Source organism: Streptomyces sp. NBC_00572, from assembly GCF_026341815.1.
In the GTDB taxonomy this organism is placed as follows: Bacteria; Actinomycetota; Actinomycetes; order Streptomycetales; family Streptomycetaceae; genus Streptomyces.
The window spans coordinates 4,845,201-4,867,615 of the sequence record NZ_JAPENX010000001.1 but is presented as its reverse complement, the minus strand read 5'-3'; the positions used below and the strand labels follow the sequence as shown (position 1 = coordinate 4,867,615).

General features: G+C 71.3%; 13 protein-coding genes. 3 read left to right on the top strand and 10 right to left on the bottom strand.

Annotated features, from left to right (window positions below; translation table 11 throughout):
- Positions 1-42: 42 nt before the first annotated feature.
- Both OG514_RS22530 and nrdR read right to left on the bottom strand, forming a co-directional pair.
- Positions 43-2,937, bottom strand: coding sequence for a vitamin B12-dependent ribonucleotide reductase (locus OG514_RS22530; protein WP_266897498.1), 2,895 nt, complete (start codon positions 2,935-2,937; stop codon positions 43-45).
- 169 nt (positions 2,938-3,106) lie between these two features.
- Positions 3,107-3,616 carry a transcriptional regulator NrdR gene (gene nrdR, locus OG514_RS22525; RefSeq protein ID WP_030325324.1) on the bottom strand — a complete coding sequence of 170 codons (510 nt, stop codon included), beginning with the start codon at positions 3,614-3,616 and terminating at the stop codon, positions 3,107-3,109.
- A gap of 434 nt (positions 3,617-4,050) precedes the next feature.
- On the opposite strand from nrdR, the gene lexA reads away from it, so the two are divergent.
- Positions 4,051-4,839 (top strand): transcriptional repressor LexA, encoded by a 789-nt coding sequence (gene lexA, locus OG514_RS22520; protein WP_030325322.1) that lies wholly within the window; start codon positions 4,051-4,053, stop codon positions 4,837-4,839.
- 106 nt (positions 4,840-4,945) lie between these two features.
- On the opposite strand, the gene OG514_RS22515 is transcribed toward lexA, so the two are convergent.
- From OG514_RS22515 to OG514_RS22495, 5 genes are all read right to left on the bottom strand, one after another.
- Positions 4,946-6,919 (bottom strand): ATP-dependent DNA helicase, encoded by a 1,974-nt coding sequence (locus OG514_RS22515; protein ID WP_266897492.1) that lies wholly within the window; start codon positions 6,917-6,919, stop codon positions 4,946-4,948.
- A gap of 50 nt (positions 6,920-6,969) precedes the next feature.
- Positions 6,970-8,925, bottom strand: a complete 1,956-nt coding sequence (locus tag OG514_RS22510; protein WP_266897490.1) for an IucA/IucC family siderophore biosynthesis protein — start codon at positions 8,923-8,925, stop codon at positions 6,970-6,972.
- A 67-nt stretch (positions 8,926-8,992) separates the two neighbouring features.
- Complete coding sequence (locus tag OG514_RS22505; RefSeq protein WP_266897488.1) at positions 8,993-9,679, bottom strand: GNAT family N-acetyltransferase; 687 nt, start codon at positions 9,677-9,679, stop codon at positions 8,993-8,995.
- A 55-nt stretch (positions 9,680-9,734) separates the two neighbouring features.
- Positions 9,735-11,975, bottom strand: a complete 2,241-nt coding sequence (locus OG514_RS22500) for an IucA/IucC family siderophore biosynthesis protein (RefSeq protein WP_266897486.1) — start codon at positions 11,973-11,975, stop codon at positions 9,735-9,737.
- Positions 11,976-12,013: 38 nt separating this feature from the next.
- On the bottom strand, positions 12,014-13,408 hold the full coding sequence (locus OG514_RS22495; protein ID WP_266897484.1) for a diaminobutyrate--2-oxoglutarate transaminase family protein: 1,395 nt from the start codon (positions 13,406-13,408) through the stop codon (positions 12,014-12,016).
- Positions 13,409-14,000: 592 nt separating this feature from the next.
- Here OG514_RS22495 and OG514_RS22490 point away from each other — a divergent pair.
- Both OG514_RS22490 and OG514_RS22485 read left to right on the top strand, forming a co-directional pair.
- On the top strand, positions 14,001-15,179 hold the full coding sequence (locus tag OG514_RS22490) for a serine protease (protein WP_266897482.1): 1,179 nt from the start codon (positions 14,001-14,003) through the stop codon (positions 15,177-15,179).
- A 229-nt stretch (positions 15,180-15,408) separates the two neighbouring features.
- Entirely contained in the window at positions 15,409-16,590 is a 1,182-nt protein-coding gene (locus tag OG514_RS22485) for a serine protease (RefSeq protein WP_266897480.1), read from the top strand.
- 134 nt (positions 16,591-16,724) lie between these two features.
- Here OG514_RS22485 and hflX read toward each other — a convergent pair whose 3' ends face one another.
- From hflX to OG514_RS22470, 3 genes are all read right to left on the bottom strand, one after another.
- A complete protein-coding gene (hflX, locus tag OG514_RS22480) occupies positions 16,725-18,218 on the bottom strand; it encodes a GTPase HflX (protein ID WP_266897478.1) in 1,494 nt (497 codons plus the stop codon).
- Positions 18,219-18,366: 148 nt separating this feature from the next.
- Complete coding sequence (locus OG514_RS22475; protein WP_266897476.1) at positions 18,367-19,857, bottom strand: M1 family metallopeptidase; 1,491 nt, start codon at positions 19,855-19,857, stop codon at positions 18,367-18,369.
- A 152-nt stretch (positions 19,858-20,009) separates the two neighbouring features.
- Positions 20,010-22,271 carry a bifunctional (p)ppGpp synthetase/guanosine-3',5'-bis(diphosphate) 3'-pyrophosphohydrolase gene (locus tag OG514_RS22470; protein WP_266897474.1) on the bottom strand — a complete coding sequence of 754 codons (2,262 nt, stop codon included), beginning with the start codon at positions 22,269-22,271 and terminating at the stop codon, positions 20,010-20,012.
- Positions 22,272-22,415 lie beyond the last annotated feature (144 nt).

Below are 22,415 nucleotides of genomic sequence, written 5' to 3'. Positions count from 1 at the left end.
CCGGCACAGGGCCGGTCCCCTTCATGAAGCACCTACTCGATGTCAGCTGCAGCCACTGGTCGAGCCGCAGCCCTCGCAGATGTAGCAGGAGCCGGCGCGCTGCATCTTCGTACCGCAGGAGAAGCAGAGCGGGGCGTCGGCGCTGATGCCGAGCTGCATCTCGACGAGCTCCGCCGAGGTGTGCGCCTGCTTGGGGGCCGGCACCTCGATCTTCGGGGCCGGGGCCGCGACGGCCTTCAGCTCCTGGGCGCGGGGCGCCGACTGGGCGAGGCTCTCGATGTCGACCTCGTCCTCGTCGGACTGCTCGTACGAGCCGGTGTCCAGGTGGCGCTGACGCTCCTCGGCCGAGTGGATGCCGAGCGCGGAGCGGGTCTCGAAGGGCAGGAAGTCCAGCGCCAGGCGGCGGAAGATGTAGTCGACGATCGACTGCGCCATCCGCACGTCCGGGTCGTCGGTCATTCCGGCCGGCTCGAAGCGCATGTTGGTGAACTTCGAGACGTACGTCTCCAGCGGGACGCCGTACTGCAGACCGACGGAGACGGCGATGGAGAAGGCGTCCATCATGCCGGCGAGCGTCGAACCCTGCTTGGACATCTTGAGGAAGACCTCGCCGAGACCGTCGTCCGGGTAGGAGTTGGCGGTCATGTAGCCCTCGGCGCCACCGACGGTGAAGGAGGTGGTGATCCCCGGACGGCCCTTGGGCAGACGCTTGCGGACCGGACGGTACTCGACGACCTTCTCGACGGCCTCGCGGATCGTCGCCTCGGTCTTCGCGGTGACCTCGGCCTTCTCCTCCTCCTTCTTCTTGGCGGAGAGAGGCTGGCCGACCTTGCAGTTGTCGCGGTAGATGGCGAGCGCCTTGACGCCCATCTTCCAGGCCTCGAAGTAGACCTCCTCGACGTCCTCGACCGTGGCCGTCTCCGGCAGGTTCACGGTCTTGGAGAGGGCGCCCGAGATCCACGGCTGGATGGCGGCCATCATGCGGACGTGACCCATCGCCGAGATGGAACGCTCGCCCATGGCGCAGTCGAAGACCTCGTAGTGCACGGCCTTCAGACCGGGGGCGTCGATCACATTGCCGTTCTCCGCGATGTGGGCGACGATCGCCTCGATCTGCTCCTCCTGGTAACCCAGGCGGCGCAGGGCCTGCGGGACGGTGCCGTTGACGATCTGCATCGAGCCGCCGCCGACCAGCTTCTTGAACTTGACCAGGGCGAGGTCGGGCTCGAGGCCGGTGGTGTCGCAGGACATCGCGAGACCGATGGTGCCGGTCGGGGCGATGACCGAGGCCTGGGCGTTGCGGAAGCCGTTCTTGGCGCCGAGGCGGATCACGTCCTGCCAGGCCTCCGTGGCGGCGGCCCAGATCGGCGAGTCGAGGTCGTCCACGCGGACGGCCTTGGTGTTCTCGTCGGCGTGCTGCTGCATGACGCGCTGGTGCGGCTCGGCGTTGCGGGCGTAGCCGTCGTACGCACCGACGACCGCGGCGAGCTCGGCGGAGCGCTTGTACGAGGTGCCGGTCATCAGGGAGGTGATGGCGCCGGCGAGGGCGCGACCGCCGTCGGAGTCGTACGCGTGGCCGGTCGCCATCAGCAGGGCGCCGAGGTTGGCGTAACCGATGCCGAGCTGGCGGTAGGCGCGGGTGTTCTCGCCGATTTTCTGGGTGGGGAAGTCGGCGAAGCAGATGGAGATGTCCATCGCGGTGATGACGAGCTCGACGACCTTGGCGAAGCGCTCGATCTCGAAGGACTGGTTGCCCTTGCCGTCGTCCTTGAGGAACTTCATCAGGTTCAGCGAGGCGAGGTTGCAGGACGTGTTGTCCAGGTGCATGTACTCGCTGCACGGGTTCGAGCCGTTGATCCGGCCGGACTCCGGGCACGTGTGCCAGTGGTTGATCGTGTCGTCGTACTGGATGCCCGGGTCGGCACAGGCCCACGCGGCCTCGGCCATCTTGCGGAAGAGCGACTTGGCGTCGACCTCCTCGATGACCTCGCCGGTCATACGGGAGGTCAGACCGAACTTGCCACCGGACTCGACGGCCTTCATGAACGTGTCGTTCACGCGGACGGAGTTGTTGGCGTTCTGGTACTGGACGGACGTGATGTCGTCGCCGCCCAGGTCCATGTCGAAGCCCGCGTCACGGAGGGCGCGGATCTTCTCCTCCTCCTTGACCTTGGTCTCGATGAAGTCCTCGATGTCGGGGTGGTCGACGTCGAGGATGACCATCTTGGCCGCACGGCGGGTCGCGCCGCCCGACTTGATCGTTCCGGCGGAGGCATCGGCGCCGCGCATGAACGAGACCGGGCCGGAGGCGTTGCCACCGGAGGAGAGCAGCTCCTTGGAGGAGCGGATGCGGGAGAGGTTCAGGCCGGCGCCGGAGCCGCCCTTGAAGATCATGCCCTCTTCCTTGTACCAGTCGAGGATGGACTCCATGGAGTCGTCGACGGACAGGATGAAGCAGGCGGAGACCTGCTGGGGCTGGGGGGTACCGACGTTGAACCAGACCGGCGAGTTGAAGCTGAAGATCTGATGCAGGAGGGCGTAGGCCAGCTCGTGCTCGAAGATCTCGGCGTCGGCGGGCGAGGAGAAGTAGCCGTACTCCTCGCCGGCCTTCGTGTACGTCTTCACGATCCGGTCGATGAGCTGCTTGAGACCGGTCTCGCGCTGCGGGGTGCCGACGGCCCCGCGGAAGTACTTGCTGGTGACGATGTTGACCGCGTTCACCGACCAGAAGTCGGGGAACTCGACGCCACGCTGCTCGAAGTTGATCGAGCCGTCGCGCCAGTTGGTCATGACGACGTCACGGCGCTCCCACGCCACCTCGTCGTACGGATGCACGCCGGGGGTGGTGTGGATGCGCTCGATACGCAGGCCCTTGCTCGTCGCCTTCGTTCCCTTGGAACGAGAACCACGTGCCGGACCGCTCGCCGTCTCTGTCATGCCGCCTCCCATATACGGGCAAAACACACTTTGGCGCCCAGATAGTCCCAGGGCACCGTCTTCTGTACGTCGTTCTGTACTGCTGCCACGAGCGCCACGGGGGTCGCTCGGGGCACGTCTGCCGGGCCGCTCGGCGGCCGGTCGCCGGGCACGAGGCCCGGACCGCCGATCAGTCGGCGGCGGTGGCGGGAACGGGGACCTCAGGGGTCGCACCGGTCCCGCGGTTCTCAGCGGGAGGCCGCACGCGGAGTTCCGCGATGGCGGCCTCGAAGTCTTCGAGGCTGTCGAAAGCCTTGTACACGGACGCGAAGCGCAGGTACGCGACGAGGTCGAGCTCCTGCAACGGGCCGAGAATGGCCAGACCCACGTCGTGAGTGGTCAGCTCGGCGCTGCCGGTGGCGCGCACCGCCTCCTCGACCCGCTGGCCGAGCTTGGCGAGGGCGTCCTCGGTGACCGGTCGCCCCTGGCACGCCTTGCGTACGCCGGAGATGACCTTGGTACGGCTGAAGGGCTCGGTGACGCCGGACCGCTTCACCACCATGAGCGAGCACGTCTCCACCGTCGTGAAACGACGGGAGCAGTCGGGGCACTGGCGACGGCGTCGGATCGACGTCCCGTCGTCGGTGGTGCGACTGTCGACGACACGACTGTCGGGGTGCCTGCAGAAGGGGCAGTGCATTGGTTCCGACCCTCCCTCATGGCACGACTGGTGAACCTCACCCGACCGTCAAGGCCCTGCGAAGCGACCACCAGCATAGGCGATGTGGGCACCCCCGGCAGACCGGGGACCACTACCCCTGGGTGGCCGATGCCATCCAACCACTAGATCTTGGGTTGGGAGCGTTTCCGGACCCTCCGCGTGTCGCAGCGCGCCCGCTCCCGCGATTCCGCCCCTACGGGTGCGACACTGGGAGGGTGCACCGCGCGCGACCCAGCGGCGAAGGTTACCGTAACGACCGAATTGGGACGGCGGCGCGAGAGCGCTCATACACCCGCGTACGTACAGGCGTAAGGCAATCTGCGAATTTTCACTCGAACGTGTGTTTGGCGCAACCTTTCGAAAGCCACTACCGTTGTGCCAGCCAGGGAGACCATTCGAGAGGGGCCGACGACGTGACCACCACCGCAGACAGTGCCACCATCACCGCCCAGGACCGCTCCCAGGGCCGACTCGAGCCGGTGCACGCCATGAATGACACAAGCATGAACGGTGAGGACCCCGGGCGACCTGCCCGCGCCCTCCCCGGGCGACCTCCAGGCATCCGAGCCGACAGCTCCGGTCTCACCGACCGGCAGCGAAGGGTCATCGAAGTCATCCGCGACTCGGTCCAGCGGCGCGGCTACCCGCCGTCGATGCGCGAGATCGGGCAGGCCGTCGGCCTGTCCAGCACGTCCTCCGTGGCGCACCAGCTCATGGCGCTCGAGCGAAAGGGCTTCCTCCGCCGCGACCCGCACCGCCCCCGGGCGTACGAGGTGCGCGGCTCCGACCAGCCGAGCACTCAGCCGACGGACACCACTGGCAAGCCCGCCGCGTCGTACGTGCCCCTGGTCGGCCGGATCGCCGCCGGTGGCCCGATCCTCGCCGAGGAGTCCGTCGAGGACGTCTTCCCTCTCCCCCGGCAGCTGGTCGGTGACGGCGAGCTGTTCGTCCTCAAGGTCGTCGGCGACTCGATGATCGAGGCCGCCATCTGTGACGGCGACTGGGTCACCGTCCGGCGGCAGCCCGTCGCGGAGAACGGCGACATCGTCGCGGCCATGCTGGACGGCGAAGCCACGGTCAAGCGCTTCAAGCGCGAGGACGGTCATGTCTGGCTGCTCCCGCACAACGCGGCGTACCAGCCGATCCCCGGCGACGAGGCGACGATCCTCGGCAAGGTCGTGGCGGTACTCCGGCGGGTGTGACACACCTCGCCGGCTCTGACCGGGCCCCGGGACCCACTGCGCCGGTCCCGGGGCCCTGCCGTGTCCGGGAGGGCCCCGGGGTACCGGGGATCAGTCGTGGTGAGCGTCAGGCGCCGGCCGCCTTCGACGCGGTGTCGATGGCCGCCAACGACTTCCGTACCTGGTTGCGGTCCGTCGTGTACCAGAAGTCGGGCAGCGAGGCCTTCAGATAGCTGCCGTACCGGGCCGTCGCCAGGCGGGGATCGAGCACCGCCACGACACCTCGGTCTCCCGTGGCCCTCACGAGGCGGCCCGCGCCCTGGGCCATCAGCAGGGCGGCATGGGTCGCCGCGACCGCCATGAAGCCGTTGCCCCCCGCCTCCTCGACGGCCTTCTGCCGGGCGCTCATCAGCGGATCGTCCGGGCGCGGGAAGGGGATCTTGTCCATGACGACCAGCTGACAGCTGGTCCCCGGGACATCCACGCCCTGCCAGAGCGACAGCGTGCCGAAGAGACAGGTCTTCGGATCGGCCGCGAAGTTCTTGATCAGCTCGCCCAGCGTGTCCTCGCCCTGGAGCAGGATCGGCAGCTCCGGAACCCGGTTCCGCAGCTCCTCCGCCGCCTGCTGGGCCGCACGCATGGACGAGAACAGACCGAGCGTCCGCCCGCCGGCCGACTGCATCAACTCGGTCAGCTCATCGAGCATGTCACCCCGGTCCCCGTCCCGCGCGGGGCGGGAGAGGTGCTTGGCGACGTAGAGAATGCCCTGCCTGGGGTAGTCGAACGGCGAGCCGACGTCGATCCCCTTCCAGACGGGCAGGTCGTCGCCCGTGGTGCCCTCCGGAGCGAGACCGAGCGAGGCTCCGACGCCGTTGAAGTCGCCGCCCAGCTTGAGCGTGGCCGAGGCCAGGACCACGGACCGCTCCGTGAACAGCTTCTCCCTCAGCAGGCCCGAGACACTGAGCGGCGCGACCCGCACCGATGCCCCGAAACGGTCATGACGCTCGTACCAGACGACGTCGTACTCCGAACCCTGCGTGATCCGCTCCGCGACACCGTGCACGGTCTCCACGGAGGCCATCGCCTGCTTGCGCACCGCGTCCTCGTCCTGCACGGACCGGTCGCGGGTGGAACCAAGCGCCGTGATCACCGCGCGGGCCGCGTCCCGCAGCGCCATCAGGGCGTACGCGAGATCTTCCGGGATCTCCTCCAGGCGCCCCGGCAGGGCCAACTCCATGACCCGCTCGAAGCCCTCGGCTGCGGTCTGCAACTGGTCGGCGACCTTCTCGTCGACCAGCTTGGCGGACCGGCGCACGGCACGGTTGACCTGGCCCGGGGTGAGCTCGCCGGTGGCGACCCCGGTGACCCGGGAGACCAGCTCGTGCGCCTCGTCGACGATCAGCACCTCGTGCTGCGGGAGCACCGGGGCGCCTTCGATGGCGTCGATGGCGAGCAGGGCATGGTTCGTGACGACGACGTCGGCGAGCTTGGCCCGCTCGCGGGCCGCCTCGGCGAAGCACTCCGGCCCGTACGCGCACTTGCTCGCGCCGAGGCACTCCCGGGAGGAGACCGAGACCTGGGCCCAGGCCTTGTCGGAGACGCCCGGGGTCAGGTCGTCCCGGTCCCCGGTCTCGGTCTCGTCCGACCAGTCCCGGAGCCGCATCAGGTCCTGGCCCAGCTTGCTGGTGGGCGCGGCCGCCTCGAAGGGGTCGAAGAGGCCGTCCTCCTCGTCCTGCGGGACGCCCTCGTGGAGCCGGTGCAGACAGAGGTAGTTCGACCGGCCCTTGAGCATGGCGAACTGCGGGCGGCGACGCAGCTGCGGATGCAGTGCGTCGACCGTCCGCGGAAGGTCGCGCTCGACGAGCTGGCGCTGCAGCGCCAGGGTGGCCGTGGCCACCACCACCCGCTCCCCCTGGGCCAGCGCCGGCACCAGATAGCCGAGCGACTTGCCCGTGCCGGTACCGGCCTGGACCAGGAGGTGGGAATTGTCGTCGATGGCCTCGGCCACGGCCTCGGCCATGGTGACCTGGCCGGGCCGCTCCGTGCCGCCGACGGCGGAGACGGCGGCGTGGAGGAGGTCGGGGAGGGATGGCTTCGTCATAGCGGTTCCAGCCTACGGGGCGCCACTGACAGCCAGAGCACGCGCGCGGGTCACGCGAGCGGGTTGGGGACGGTCCCGTGGACAGCCGCGTGGGGGCGCTCGGGGCGGTCCCGGTAGCCGTCCAGGTGCAGACGGTTGCGGTTGAGGCAGAGCCGCTCGATCCGGGGGGTGAGGAGGTCGAACAGCTCGAACCGTTCCTTCAGCTCGGGGAAGCTCGCCTGGTGGCGGAGGATCTCGGCGCGGACGAGGGACCAGAAGTCCTTCTCGGGCACCTTGAGTTGTTCCTCGCAGAGCGGAGCCAGATATCGGAAGACTCCGACGAAGAGCCCCGAATGGATGAACTGGACGAGGAAGTCGGGCTCCTCGGTGAGAAGGACGGCGCGCACGTCGTCCGGCAGGGTGTCGTGCTCGGGCAGTGGCTGGGCGCTGATGTTCACGTCGTCGACGAAGTCCTTGATCGCCAGACGTACGGGGACGTCCTCTTCGTCGTAGACGACGATGGCGTTCTCGCCGTGCGGGGAGAAGACCGTGCCGTACCGGTAGAGGAAGTGCAGCAGCGGCGGCAGCAGCGCCGCGAAGAGGCGCTGGAGCCAGACGACGGGGGCGAGCCCGGAGCGCTCGACGAGTTCGGCGACGAACGCCCGCCCGGCGGAGTCCGTGTGGAGCAGGGAGGCGAGGGTACGGGCCCGCTCCCCCGGGGGCAGCCGGAGCGGTTCGCGCCAGATCGCGCCGAGGAGTTCCTTGTACTGGTACGGGACTTCGGGCAGCCGGTCGTACAGGGGGTGTTCGACGGTGACGGAGGCGACCTCGCCGAGGAGGATCACCCCGCACTCGTCCCGCAGGAACGGATCGGCGTCACGGAGGCCGTGGACCCAGGCGGTGACGGCGGGTGCCGCGAGGGTGCGTTCGGTGGGCAGACCGCGCCAGACGAGGGTGTTCAGCACCGACAGCGGGAGTTTGACGGTGTGCCGGTCGGGTCGGCTGGTGTTGAGGAACGTACGGACCGACTGCTGCGGCAGACGGAGGTCGCCGTCCGAGGAGAGCGGGACGACGGTCCCGGCGGCGATGGCCGGGGCGTAGAGAGGGAGCAGGATCTCGTCCCATTGCCAGGGGTGGACGGGCAGGAGGAGGTAGCCGTCGGGTTCGTGACCGCGGGCGGTCAGTTCGGCGCGGAAGGCTGCGTGGACCTCGGGGTCGAGCTCCTGGGCGTAGAGGCGGTCGGGGGTGTCGAGTCCGGACACCCCCCGGTAGGCGGCGAGGCGGTTGCTGACCGCGATCCACGGCAGCCGGGTGGCGCGGCGGGCTTCGGGGGCCCAGCGCGCGGCGTCGGTGGCGGAGAAGCCGATGCGGCCCTTGTTGAGGACGAGCCAGGGGTGGCCTGTCTGGTGCCCTTCGAGTTCCGCGTAGGAGAGGTCGGCGAGCCGGGCGGCGGGGAGGGCGGTGTGGTCGAGGCGGGCGTCGGCGGCGAGGGTGGCGGAGAGCTCGCGGATGAGATGGCCGAGGGTGGCGCCGTCGAGCTGCAGGAGACGGCGGGCCCGGACCAGGAAGTCGAGGGCGTCGGTCATGGGCCGGCCCTCGTGGGTGATCGAGTCGGCGGCGACGTACCAGCTGCCGTAGGCGCCTCGGCGAGCCTGGAAGGTGAGGGCGGTGCCGTCGTCGAGCCTCAGGGAGTGGAGGCCGGGTTCGTCTGCCACGGAGGCGGGTTCGACGATCTCCTCGTAGGCGAACTCGGCGACGGCCTTGGCAAGCAGTCGTGAGGAGGCCCTGCTCCAGGCGGCGGCGTTCAGCTCGGGGGGCGCGAGCAGTTCGGGCGCCGGCGCCGGTGCGGGTTCCGGCGCAGGTCCGGGTGACGGCGCCGGTGCGGGTGCCGGAGTCGGTGCGGGTGCCGGAGTCGGTGCGGGTGCCGGAGTCGGCTTGGGTACGGGCGGCGTTCCGGCCGTGGTCGAAGGGGCGGGAGACGGTGCGGAGTGCGTGGGCTGTGCGGAGTCGTGGGGTGCAGGGGACATCGACACGAGGACTCCTCGGAGTGGGAACCGCTATGGGGCGAGCGGTGTATAGAAGACAGAGGGTTGTTCACAGAACGTGACGGAGGGCGCGGTCACGCATCATGAGCGCCGCTCGTTTGTCGGGAAGGTCGACTTCCGCTGCATAGCGGAAGCCGCTGCTGAGGAAGGCAGAGACGGAGGGGGTGTTACGGATGTCGGGTTCGGCGACGACGCGGGTACAGCGGGGTCGGTGGTCGAGGACGAGATCGGCGACGGCGCGCAGAAGTGTGCTGCCGACGCCACGGCCCCGGTCCGTGACGCCTCCGATCAGCAGATGGATACCGGTGTCGTGGGGGCGTACCGGGTAGTGCCGGGCGAGCGGGTCGAGGTCGGCGCGGTAGATCTCGAAGTAGCTCATGGGCGCTGCGTCGAGCACGCCGAGGCAGGGGACGCTGCGGCCGTCGCCTTCGAGCTGGGCGCGCAGGTGCTCGGCGGTCACGGTCTCGGGTCCGGCCAGTTCCCAGAAGGCGGCGACGGCGGGGTCGTTCATCCATCGGGTGAGGAGCGGCAGGTCCCGTTCGAGTCGCACGGGGACGAGCTGGAAGCGGCCGACGGGCGTGTCGGCCGGGTCCCAGGAGGCGACGGAGTCCAGCAGGTCGCCGTCGAGGAGTCCGGCGTCGGCGTGACCGCCTTCGAGGAGGGCGACGAGTTCGTCGAGCCTCAGGTCAAGGGTGTCGTCGCCGGGCGGGTCGGCCGGTGGGCGGGTGGGTGACACGGTGTCGCTCTCCTCTCGGCGGTGCGGTCGGGTCGTGGGTCCTCGGAAGGCGGGCTCAGGTGCGGAGGGGGTTGGTGACGGTGACGTAGACGGACTGGGTGTCGACAGGGCCGACGAGTTCGTCCATGCCGTTCAGACGGGTGAGGAGGTTGGCCTTGCTGCGGAGGGTCGCGGCCTCCAGGAGGCGGTGCGGCAGGGGGGATCCCAGGCTGGTGGCGGAGGTGAGGAAACTGCGCAAGGCCGCGAGCAGGACGCGCTCGTCTGCGAGGTGTTGGGCGCCGAAGGCGCCGATCAGGCCGAGGACGTTGTTGATGCCGAGGTAGTAGGCGAAGCGCTCGTCGGTGACCTGGTCGGAGACGAAGGTGTCGCTGTCGGCGCCGATGCCGGGGAGGCGGCTCTCCAGCTCGCTCCGGTGGGACTCACGGAAGTAGTAGCCCTGATTGTCGCGGTAACGGCCGCCGACCGGCCAGCCGTCGGGGTCGAGGAGCACCAGGGTGTTCTGCTGGTGGGCCTCCAGGGCGATGCCGGCGTGTCCGTCGAGCCAGAGGACGGGGCGGACGACCTGGTCGAGGTAGCGGAGGAACCACTCGGCGGAGACGGCCGTGGTGGGGCGGCCGGTGCGGGCGGCGAGGCGGCCGACGACGTCGGCCAGGCGCGAGCGCATGACGGTGGCGCCCGGCCAGGGACGGGGGGCGGTGAGGGAGGCGATGCAGACGGCGTCGTCACCGGGCCCGAAGGGGTTGTGGCGGATCATGAGGTCGAGCCCGAGGACGGGGGCGCCGTCCGGGGCGTCGACGGCGAGCCACGCGGGGTCGCGGACGATGTCGAAGCCCGGGTGGGCGGCCTGCCACTCGTCGACGAGGCCGGTGCGGAGCAGCCGGTGGACCTCGACGCCGCGGTGGAGTTCCTTGCGGAGGTTCTCGCGGCGCGAGTTGGTGATGCGCAGGCCAAGGGAGAGCTTGAGCATGGCCCGCGCGCCGGGGCGGTGCACGGTACGGACGGAGGAGGTGGGGTGCCAGGGGCTGCCGTGGAGGCCGAGGTCGTGGACGAGGCCGGCGTCGAGGAGGGCGCGGATGTCGGCGCGGTGCAGGAGCTCGCGGGCCTGCCAGGGGTGTACGGGCAGGGGCGCGGTTCCGGCGGGGAGCGCGAGCCCTTCGGCGAGGCCGATGGCGATCTGCTCCGCGGAGACGGGACGGCCCTGTTCGGTCCAGGCGGAGTCGGAGGCCAGGAGCGAGGAGTCGACGGCGAGCCAGTGGAGGGGGAAGGAGCCGTGCAGTTCGGGTGAGTAGAGCCGGGCCTCGGCGTCGGAGAGGCCTTCGCGGCTCTTGGGCGTCGGGTGGAGGGGGTGGCCGAGCAGCAGGGACTGTTCGGCGGCGAGGAAGAGGTCGGCGTCCGGATGCGGTTGGGGCCGGCGTCGGCGCTCGGTGAGGAAGTCGGCGGTGCGGCGAGCGGAGTCGGCGACCCGGCCGACGAGTTCGGTGCCCTCGGGGCGGCCGCTCTCCCGGCTGAGCAGGGCGGCCACGGTCACGGCGTCGACGGCGGGGGCCGTGGTCGGGAGCCCTTCGAGGGTAGGGGCACCGAAGCGGTGCCAGCCGGTGGGTGACCAGTAGCGGACGGGGACGAGGAGGGCGGTGCCACTGGCGTCGAGGGGGATGCGCAGGATGGCGGAGCCGGGGGTGGGGAGGTTCTTCTCCCTGACCCAACAGCGGAGCAGGTTCTCTACGGCGGCCGCGTCGGCGGCGCGCTGTGGGTCGGGGTCGTCCAGGGGATCGGCGCCGGCCGGGCGGTGCGGGTCACGGTCGCCCGACGGGTCGGCGGCGGTTACCGGGCGGTGCGGCCGGGGGTCGTACGGACCGACGTGCTGGCGCGGGACGGTCACGTCGGCGGCTGCCGCGCCCGGACCGGCGGCGGTCACGCCGGGCCCCCTGACACCAGGCTCCGTGAAGCCGGGCTCCAGGGTGCCGGGTCCCTCGGTGCCGAATCCCGTGGCGCCGGATCCCATCGCGCTGGCTCCCACGGTGCCGGATCCCGTGGCGCCAACTTCGGTGCGGCTGGGTTCGGTGCGGCACGGTTGCGTGGTGGCGGGTTCGGCGCGGGTTGGTGCCTCGGGGGCGGGGGGTTGGGAGGGGGCTTCGTCGGCGGTGAGCAGTTCGGCGCCGAGGGCCTCGGCGGCCAGTAGGGGGGAGTCGAGGGTCGCGGAGGCGAGTACCTGGGAGGTGAGGACCTGGGAGCCGAGTTGGTTGACGGCGAGGGGGGCCTCGGTCTCGGGCGCTGGGGAGGGGGGCGTGGCGTTCACGGGGGCTTCCTTGGGGGTGGGGCCGGGGGCGGCCCGGGTCAGTGGGACGGCCCGGGGGCGGTCCGGGGAGCGGCGGGCCGACGGGCGGCGGGCGGCTGGGGGGTGTGGGCCCGTTCGGCCGCGGCCAGGGCGTCGGCGAAGCGGTCCAGGACGGCGGTGGCCTGCTCGTCGGTGAGGGTGAGCGGGGGCAGGAGCCGGACCACCGCGGAGTGGCGGCCGCCGAGTTCGACGATGAGGCCTCGGGCGAGGCACTCCTGCTGGACCGCGAGGGCCAGGGCGGGGGCGGCGGGGGGTACGGGGTCGTCCGGTCCCGCCGCGTCGGGGTCGACGAGTTCGACGCCGATCATGAGGCCCCGGCCGCGGACGTCGCCGACGCAGGGGTGGGCGGCGGCGAGGCCCCGGAGTTGGCCGAGGATGCGGGCGCCGAGGATGCCGGCCCGTTCGGCGAGTTTGTTCTCGCGGACGTACGCGAGGGTGGCCGTGCCCGCGGCCATGGCGAGCTGGTTGCCGCGGAAGGTGCCGGCGTGGGCGCCGGGTTCCCAGGCGTCGAGCTCGGACCTGTAGACGATGACGGCGAGGGGGAGGGAGCCGCCAATGGCCTTGGAGAGGACCATCACGTCGGGTACGACGCCGCTGTGCTCGACGGCCCAGAAGGCTCCGGTGCGGCCGACGCCCGTCTGGACCTCGTCGACGACGAGCGGGATGGAGCGGTCGGCGGTGATGCGGCGCATCCGGCGCATCCAGTCGTCGGGGGCGGGGATGACCCCGCCCTCGCCCTGGACGGCTTCGAGGATCATTCCGGCGGGGGTGGTGACGCCGCTCTTGGGGTCGTCGAGGAGGCTCTCGGTCCAGCGGGCGGCGAGTTGGGCGCCGCGGGCGCCGCCGACGCCGTAGGGGCAGCGGTACGCGTGCGGGTACGGCAGCCGGGTGACGCGGACGTCGGTCGCTCCGCCCGAGGCGTCGAGGGCGCCGGACGTCATGCCGTGGTAGGCACCGGTGAAGGCGAGGAGTCCGCTGCGGCCGGTGGCGGTGCGGACGAGTTTGAGGGCCGCCTCGACGGCGTCCGTGCCGGCCGGGCCGCAGAACTGGATACGGGCGTTGTCGGCGAGTTCACCTGGCAGGGTGGCGAACAGCTCGGAGGTGAAGGCGTCCTTGACGGGGGTGGCGAGGTCGAGGACATGGAGCGGTGCGCCGGAGTCGAGGACCTTCTTGATGGCTTCGAGGACCACGGGGTGGTTGTGGCCGAGGGCCAGGGTCCCCGCGCCGGAGAGGCAGTCGAGGTAGCGGCGGCCGTCGGCGCCCTCGATGGTCAGCCCCCGTGCCCGCACCGGGACGATCGGCAGGGAGCGGGCGTAGGTGCGGGCGGCGGACTCACGCAGGGACTGGCGCCGCAGGATGCCCTCGTATCCCCCGCCGCCCTGGTCCGAAGCCACTCGACCCCGAGCCCGCTGCGGGACAGCCCGTCGCTCCGGGGTGCCGCGGTCCGGGGTGCCGCGGTCCGGGGTGCCGCGGTCCGGGGTGCCGCGGTCCAAGACTTCTCGGTCCGAGGCCCCTCGCTCCAAGGCCCCGTGCTCCGGGGTGGGTCGGACCGTCGGGGTGTGCGTCCCGGTGCCGGCTTCGTCGGGCGGTCCGGCGATGGGCCCTTCGGGCGTCCGGGTCTGCGTCCGCGCGGCCGGTGGGACGGCCGGAGCTGATTCGGTCACGGCCACGGCTCGGTGTCCTCCCGCTGTAACAGTTGCGTTGCACATCGGGACGTCGTGAAGCCGCCGGAAGGGCTGCCCTGAACGCCACCGTTGTGTCCCCCGTACGTACCAACGACGCGAACTGCCCTGGATCACGGGCCGGAGGCAAGAACTTGGCGTGTCCCGGATCACGGCACGGCAACGGCCGAGCGATGGCCGGAACCGCCGACCGACCGCGTACCGTCCCCTCCGGCACCGGCATAGTGGGGGCCGTCGGCCGCTGCCCATGCGGGCACGGCCGCTGTCCATGCACAAGTTGACGTAGTCCCAGGGGGATCACGAGATGCGATCGATTCGTCCGCTGCTGACGGCGGCTTCCGCCGTCGCGGCGCTGACGCTCACCGTTACGGCCTGCGGACCGAGCGAGGAGAACGCGGGAGACAAGCCCAGCTCGCCCGCGACCGCCCAGAACCCGGCCGACAAGATCAAGATTCCGGAGGACCTGAAGGATCGTCTGAAGGAGCACGGGATCGACGTCGACAAGTGGCGCGACGGCGAGTGGAAGAACTGGGACCGCGACAAGTGGCTGCGTGAGGCCAAGGACTTCGTCAACCCGATCATCGAGGACCTCTGGGACCCGGACCGGATGCGGGACGCCGAGCGTCCCGACAAGCCGGTCGAGGAGGAGGACATCTCGGGTGACGAGGGCGTGACCGACCCGACGCCGGACCCGGTGCGGGCGAAGGCCGTGGCGCCGAAGTACCACGGCAACGCCGCGGAGTCCGGGAAGGTCTTCTTCGACGGCCCCGAGGGCTCGATGGTCTGCTCGGCCACGGTCGTGCAGGACCCCGCGCACCCCGGCAAGTCGAACATGGTGTGGACGGCCGGTCACTGCGTCCACAAGGGCAAGAAGGGCGGCTGGTACCGCAACATCGCCTTCGTTCCCTCGTACAACGACTCCGCCCTGTCGACCGCCGCCCTCGAGAAGGCGACGCGCGAGCAGATCGCGCCGTACGGCGTGTGGTGGGCGGACTGGGTCAAGACCTCCGACCAGTGGATCGCCGAGGGCGCGTCGACCGGTGGCGCGGGCGCTCCCTACGACTTCGCGGTCATCAAGGTGACTCCGGAGAAGGGCGGCACGAGCAAGTCCCTGGAGGAGACCGTCGGTTCGGCGCTTCCGGTGGACTTCAACGCGCCGGCGGTGCCGAAGATCGCGAGCATGGAGGCGACCGGCTACCCGGCGGCGCCGCCGTTCGACGGCCAGAAGATGTTCCAGTGCGAGGACAAGCCGGGCCGGCTGTCCCTGAAGGCGGAGCAGCCGACGATGTACCGCATCGGCTGCACGATGACCGGCGGTTCGTCCGGTGGCGGCTGGGTCGCCCAGGGCAGTGACGGCAAGCCCGCGCTGGTGTCGAACACCTCGATCGGCCCGTCGACGGCCGGTTGGCTCGCGGGTCCGCGCCTCGGTCCCGAGGCCAAGGCGATGTTCGACGAGGTCAGCAAGAAGTACGCCGGGCAGTAGGCACGGCGGGGAGGCGGGGCCCACGGGTCCCGCCTCCCCCATGTCCGGGCATGTCCGGGCGGGGCGCGACCCGCGTCCCGCCCGGGTTCCGCCCGGGTTCCGTCCGGGTTCCGTCCGACCGGCATACTGTCCACCGCAAGTGACGCGTCCATGGCAACGTCAAGGCGAGAACGCGCCGGAAACGGGGCCCGTCCCGGACGCGGGAAACATCTCAGGGGGAATTCACCACATGCGTTCCGTACGACTCCTACCCGCCGCTCTCGGCCTGGCCACCGCGCTCGCGCTGACCGCCACGGCCTGCGGCCCCACCGAAACCCCGGCCGCCGACAAGCCGGCCGCCGGAGCGAGCAGTTCCGCTGCGGGCACCGACGACGCGGCCGCCGGAGACGGTGGCGCCGACCTCACCAAGGACCTCGCCGACAAGCTCAAGAAGCACGGCGTCGACCTGGACAAGTGGAAGGACGGCGAATGGAAGAACTGGGACACGAACACCTGGCTGCGTGAGGCCGAGGACTTCGTGAACCCGGTCATCGACGGGCTCTGGGACCCGGCGCGGATGCAGTCCGCCAAGAGCCCCGACCCGACGATCACCGCGCAGGCCGGAGGCGGCGGCACCGACCCGACGCCCCGCCCCGTCAAGGCGCAGCGCGAGAAGACGCCGTACCACCGCAACGCGGCCCCAGTCGGGAAGATCTTCTTCGACTCGCCCCAGGGCCACATGGTCTGCTCCGGGACCATCGTGAAGGACCCGCGTCGGCCCGGTAAGTCCAACATGGTCTGGACGGCCGGCCACTGCGTCCACGCGGGCAAGAAGGGCGGCTGGTACCGCAACATCACCTTCGTCCCGGCCTTCAACGACCTGGGCAAGTCCCCCGCCGCGCTCAACAACGCGCAGCCGCACGAGGTCTACCCGTACGGCCAGTACTGGGCCGACTGGGCCGTGACCTCGGGCGAGTGGATCAACTCGGGCGGCACCAACCAGGCCTGGCCGTACGACTACGCCGTGCTGCACGTGAACCCGCAGCGGGGCGGCAAGTCGCTGGAGGAGACCGTCGGCGCCGCGCTGCCGGTCGACTTCTCCGCACCGGCGCCCGCGCAGTCCGGCACGGTGGGCGCCTGGGGCTACCCGCAGGCGCCCCCGTACAACGGCGTGATCATGCACAAGTGCCTGGATCGGGCGACGCGACTGACCACGGCACCCGCCACCCCGGTGATGTACCGGATCGGCTGCACGATGACGGCCGGTTCGTCCGGCGGCGGCTGGTTCCGGGTGCTGCCGAACGGCAAGACGGCGCTCGTGTCGAACACCTCGATCGGCCCGGCCGGCAGCAACGGCTGGCTCGCCGGACCGCAGTTGGGCCGGGGCGCCAAGGCCGCCCACGAGATGGTGAGCAAGAAGTTCGCCCGCTGACCCGTCCCGTCACGACACGGCGGGCCTGGACACCACGGCACTCGCCATGACCGCTCTCATGACCGCTCGTCATGACAGAAGGCGCCGGTCCCCTCCCTCTCGGGAGAAGGCCGGCGCCTTCGTCGTACCTCAGGTCAGTGCGCGGCGGGAACGTACGGCGCGAGCATCGCCGCCAGCTCCTCGTGCACCCGGGCCTTGAGCAGGGTGCCCTCCGGGGTGTGCTCCTCGGACTCGACCTCGCCCTCGGCGTGCACCCGTGAGACGAGACCGCCCTGCGTGTACGGCACGAGGGCTTCGAGCTCGATCTGCGGGCGCGGCAGCTCGGAGTCGATGAGCGCGAGCAGCTCCTCCATGCCCTGGCCCGAACGGGCCGAGACCACGATGGAGTGCTTCTCGATCCGCAGCAGTCGCTGGAGCACCAGCGGGTCCGCGGCGTCCGCCTTGTTGATGACGACGATCTCCGGCACGTTCACCGCGCCGACGTCCCGGAAGACCTCGCGCACGGCGGCCAGCTGCTCCTCCGGCGCGGGGTGCGAGCCGTCCACCACGTGCAGGATGAGGTCGGACTCGCCGACCTCCTCCATGGTGGAGCGGAACGCCTCGACCAGGTGGTGCGGCAGGTGCCGGACGAAGCCGACGGTGTCGGCCAGGGTGTAGACCCGGCCGGTGGGCGTCTCGGCTCGGCGGACGGTCGGGTCCAGCGTGGCGAACAGCGCGTTCTCCACGAGCACGCCCGCGCCGGTGAGGCGGTTGAGCAGGGAGGACTTGCCTGCGTTCGTGTACCCGGCGATGGCGACCGACGGCACCTTGTTACGGCGCCGCTCCTGCCGCTTGATGTCGCGGCCGGTCTTCATCTCCGCGATCTCCCGGCGCATCTTCGCCATCTTCTCGCGGATACGACGCCGGTCGGTCTCGATCTTGGTCTCACCGGGACCACGCGTGGCCATGCCGCCACCGCCGCCGCCACCCATCTGCCGGGAGAGCGACTGACCCCAGCCACGGAGGCGCGGCAACATGTACTGCATCTGCGCGAGCGCGACCTGCGCCTTACCCTCTCGGGACTTGGCGTGCTGGGCGAAGATGTCGAGGATCAGGGCGGTCCGGTCGACCACCTTGACCTTGACGACGTCTTCGAGGGCGATGAGCTGGCCGGGGCTGAGCTCGCCGTCGCAGACGACGGTGTCGGCACCGGTCTCGACCACGATGTCCCGCAGCTCGCGCGCCTTGCCGGAACCGATGAAGGTCGCCGGGTCCGGCTTGTCACGGCGCTGCATCACGCCGTCGAGCACGAGGGCGCCCGCCGTCTCGGCGAGGGCCGCGAGTTCCGCCAGGGAGTTCTCCGCGTCCTGGACGGTCCCCGAGGTCCACACACCGACCAGCACGACGCGCTCCAGGCGCAGCTGGCGGTACTCGACCTCGGTGACGTCCTCGAGCTCGGTGGAGAGGCCGGCGACACGGCGCAGGGCCGCGCGCTCGGAGCGGTCGAACTGGTCGCCGTCCCGCTCTCCGTCGATCTCGTGGCTCCAGGCGACGTCCTCTTCCATCAGGGCATCGGCCCGAAGGCTCTCGGTACGGCTCGTCTCCGCGAAGCGCTGCTCGTCCTGGGAAGGGGAAGAAGAGGAGGTCATTTGATCCTTACGTCGATTGCTTCACATCGATGGTGGTCGAGGAAGCGATGAGTCTTATGCCGTCACAACGCGTGAGGGCACCGGAAGATTCCCGGGCCGTCGGCCGCGTCGCCGACCTGACGATGGTGTCACGGCCCCGCGGGGCCCGTCATCCGGGTTTCGGGGCGGTCCTGGCCGCCCCGGCGGGGCGGCTGCGCCAGTCCGGGTGCCCGGGCATGGCCGGGGTCTTCGCCTCGTACAGCCAGCTGCGGAGGAAGGCGGTGAGGTCGCGTCCGGCGATCTCGCCGGCCAGGGCGATGAAGTCGGCGGTGGTGGCGGTGCCGTCCCGGTGGTCGGCGACCCAGCGGCGCTCCAGGCGCCGGAAGGCCTCGGTGCCGATCTCCTGGCGGAGCGCGTAGAGGACGAGGGCGCTGCCGTCGTAGACGACGGGCCGGAAGAGGCTGATCTTGTGGCCGGGCGAGGGCGGCTCGGGGGCGGCCGGCGGGCCGCCGTCGGCACGCCACCCGTCGGAGGCGGCGTAGGCGGCCTTCATGCGCCGTTCCAGGGACTTGCCCGCGGTCTCCTCGGCGTAGAGCGCCTCGTACCAGCTGGCGTGCCCTTCGTTGAGCCAGAGGTCGGACCAGGTCCGGGGCGAGACGCTGTCGCCGAACCACTGGTGGGCCAGCTCGTGCACCATGACCGAGTCGACGTACCACTCGGGGTAGGCCGGTTCCGTGAAGAGGCGGCGCTCGAAGAGCGACAGGGTCTGGGTCTCCAGCTCGAAGCCCGTGGTGGCGTCCGCGATGAGCACCCCGTACGTCTCGAAGGGGTACGCGCCGACCTGCCGCTCCATCCATTCCAGGTGTCCGGGGGTGCGGCGCAGCCAGGGCTCCATCAGCTCGCGGTCGGTGGTGCGCACCACGTCCCGTACGGGCAGGCCGTGGGGTCCGGCCCGGTGCACGACGGTGGAGCGGCCGATGGACACCTGGGCGAGTTCGGTGGCCATGGGGTGGCCGGTGCGGTACGTCCAGGTGGTGGTGGCGCCCCGGGTGACCCGGCCGACGGGCAGGCCGTTGGCGACGGCGGTGAGCTCGCTGGGGGCGGTGATGCGGAAGGTGAAGTACGCCTTGTCCGACGGGTGGTCGTTGGACGGGAAGACCCGGTGGGCGGCGTCGGCCTGGTTGGCCATGGCGAGTCCGTCGCTGGTACGGACCCAGCCGCCGGTGTCGGCGGGACCGCTGGGGTCGCTGGTGTGCTTGACCGTGACCTCGATCGATTCGCCCTCGTCGATCGGTACGGCGGGGGTGACGACCAGGTCCTCGCCGCTGGTGGTGAACGTGGCGGCCAGGCCGTCGACGGTGACGGCGGAGACCGTGCCGTGGGTGAAGTCGAGGTTGAGCCGCTCCAGGTCGTCGGTGGCGAGCGCGTCGATCCGGGTCATGGCCGCCAGCGGCTGGGTGTTGACCCCGGGGTAGGTGAGGTCGACGGCGTACGCGAGGACGTCGTAGCCGGGATTGCCGAGGTGCGGGAAGAGCGGGTCCCCGATGCCGAGCGGCGCCGGGGCGGGCAGCGCGGCGGCGACGAGGCCGGCCGAGGCGGCGACCAGGACGGCGGAGCGGAGCCACCGCGCGCGGGGCAGGGGGGTTCGGACGAGCGGCATGGGCCAGGCCTTTCCGGAGGACTGGCCCTACGGCTACCAGTGCGGGGCCCGCTCCCCCGGGCGGCGCGCTCGCCCGCCACCCGAAGGGGGTCATGGCCCGGGTCCCACGCGGCATCCTGTGGACACCGCGGCGTCCACGCCTCCGTGCCCGGTCAGGCCCGCCGCGGCTCCGGGGAGCGGTGGCGGGCGCGGCTCACGTCGTACACCCCTGGCACGTCCCGCATGGCCCGCATGAGGGCGGCGAGCCGGGCCACGTCCGGCAGGTGGAGGGTGTACGTGTGACGGACCAGCTGTTCGCTCGGCGGCTCGACGGTCGCCGAGACGACGGCGGCTCCGGCGACGGCGATGGCCTCGGTGAGGTCGGCGAGGAGACCGGGCCGTCCGAAGGACTCGGCGACGAGGGTGACCCTGCCCTGGGCCGTGTCGCCCCAGCGGACGGCGACGGGGTCGCGGCCCAGTCTGCGCATGGTGTCGACGGCCGCGCAGCCCGTGCGGTGGACGGTGACCGATCCACCGCGTACCCGGAATCCGGTGATCTTGTCGGGTGGTACGGGGGTGCAGCAGCCGGCCGGACGGACGGAGGCGCGCGGCTCGCCGTCCAGGTCGGCGTGGAGTTCCGCGCCGGAGCGGTGGTCGGCGGTGACGCCGGCCTGCGGGCGGGGCCCGGTGGTGGCGGCGGGGGGCGCGACGCTTTCGGGGTGGGCCCGGAGCCAGCCGGTGATCGCGATCCTGGCCGCGGGGGTACGGGCGTGGTCGAGCCACTCGGGGGACGGCCCGGACACGGTGTCCTGGGCGAGCAGCAGCTGGACGGTGTCCCCGTCGCCGAGGACGGTGCTCAGCGGCGCGAGTCGCCCGTTGACGCGCGCGCCGAGACAGGCGTGGGCGGCGTCGCCGTGCTGCGCGTAGGCGGCGTCGATGCAGCTGGCTCCGGCGGGCAGGCTGATCGTGCCGGGGGCGCTGCCGTCGGCGCGGAAGACGGTGATCTCGTCGTCCTCGGCGAGGTCGGCGCGGAGCGAGGTCCAGAAGGTGTCCGGGTCGGGGGCGGCCTGCTGCCAGTCGAGGAGCCGGGAGAGCCAGCCGGGGCGGGTGGGGTCGACGCGCTCGCCGTCCTCGGCGCCGTCCGTCGGAGCGGTGGTTCCCGGCTCGTCGGCGCTCGCCGGGAGCGCGGCGAGGGCGCCGGTGTCCCCGCCCTCGCTCGCCTTCCCGCCGCCGGTTCCCGCCGGCTGGCCCGTCGCGTCCTGACCCGGGTGTGGGTTCCCGAGGGCGACGACTCCGGCCTCCGCCACCTTGTGCATCCGGTGGGTGCGGATGAGGACCTCGGCCACGGCGCCGTCGGGGGCGGCGATCGCGGTGTGGAGGGACTGGTACAGGTTGAACTTGGGGGCCGCGATGAAGTCCTTGAACTCGGAGATCACCGGGGTGAAGCAGGTGTGCAGCTCGCCCAGGACCGCGTAGCAGTCGGCGTCCTCGGCGACCAGGACGAGGAGGCGGCCGAAGTCGCAGCCGCGGAGCTCGCCGCGCTTGAGGCGGACCCGGTGGACGGAGACGAAGTGCCGGGGGCGGACGAGGACTTCGGCGCCGATGTCCGCCTCGCGCAGGATCGCCGACACCTGTTCGGCGACGGCACCCAGCGCGTCGCCCGCGTGCGGGTTGCCGGCGATGAGCGCGCGGGTGGTCTCGTACTCCTCCGGGTGGAGGATGGCGAAGACGAGGTCCTCCAGCTCGGTCTTGAGCGCCTGGACCCCGAGCCGTTCGGCCAGCGGGATGAGGACGTCCCGGGTGACCTTGGCGATCCTCGCCTGTTTCTCGGGCCGCATCACCCCGAGGGTGCGCATGTTGTGGAGCCGGTCGGCGAGCTTGATCGACATCACCCGGACGTCGTTGCCGGTGGCGACGAGCATCTTGCGGAAGGTCTCCGGCTCGGCCGCGGCGCCGTAGTCGATCTTCTCCACCTTGGTGACGCCGTCGACGAGGTAGGCGACCTCGTCGCCGAACTCCCGGCGCACCTGATCGAGCGTCACCTCGGTGTCCTCGACGGTGTCGTGGAGGAGGGACGCGGTCAGGGTGGTGGTCTCCGCGCCGAGTTCGGCGAGGATCAGGGTCACCGCGAGCGGGTGGGTGATGTACGGCTCGCCGCTCTTGCGGAACTGGCCGCGGTGCGAGGACTCCGCGAGCACGTACGCCCGCCGCAGCACCATGAGGTCGGCATCGGGATGGTGGGCGCGGTGCGCCTCCGCGACATGGCTGATCGCGTCGGGCAGCCGGTCACGGGGCGCCGGTCCGGCGGTGGCGCCGAGCAGGGCGGCGCGGCCGATCCGGCGCAGGTCGATCCGGGCGCGTCCGCGTCTGCGGGCGGTCGCATCGGTGACGGCGGCTTCCGCCGCGCTCACAGGGTTGGTGGCCTCTGCGCTCATGGGGCACCTCCGGCAACGTCGACCGGCGGTGGGCGGGCCAGGCGTACCCGGGGGGCCGGTGCTTGATGCTACCGACCCCACCACGTGGCGCAGTCACGCTCTCGCTCAGCGTGAATCGGATCACCCATTCGAGCGACAAATCAG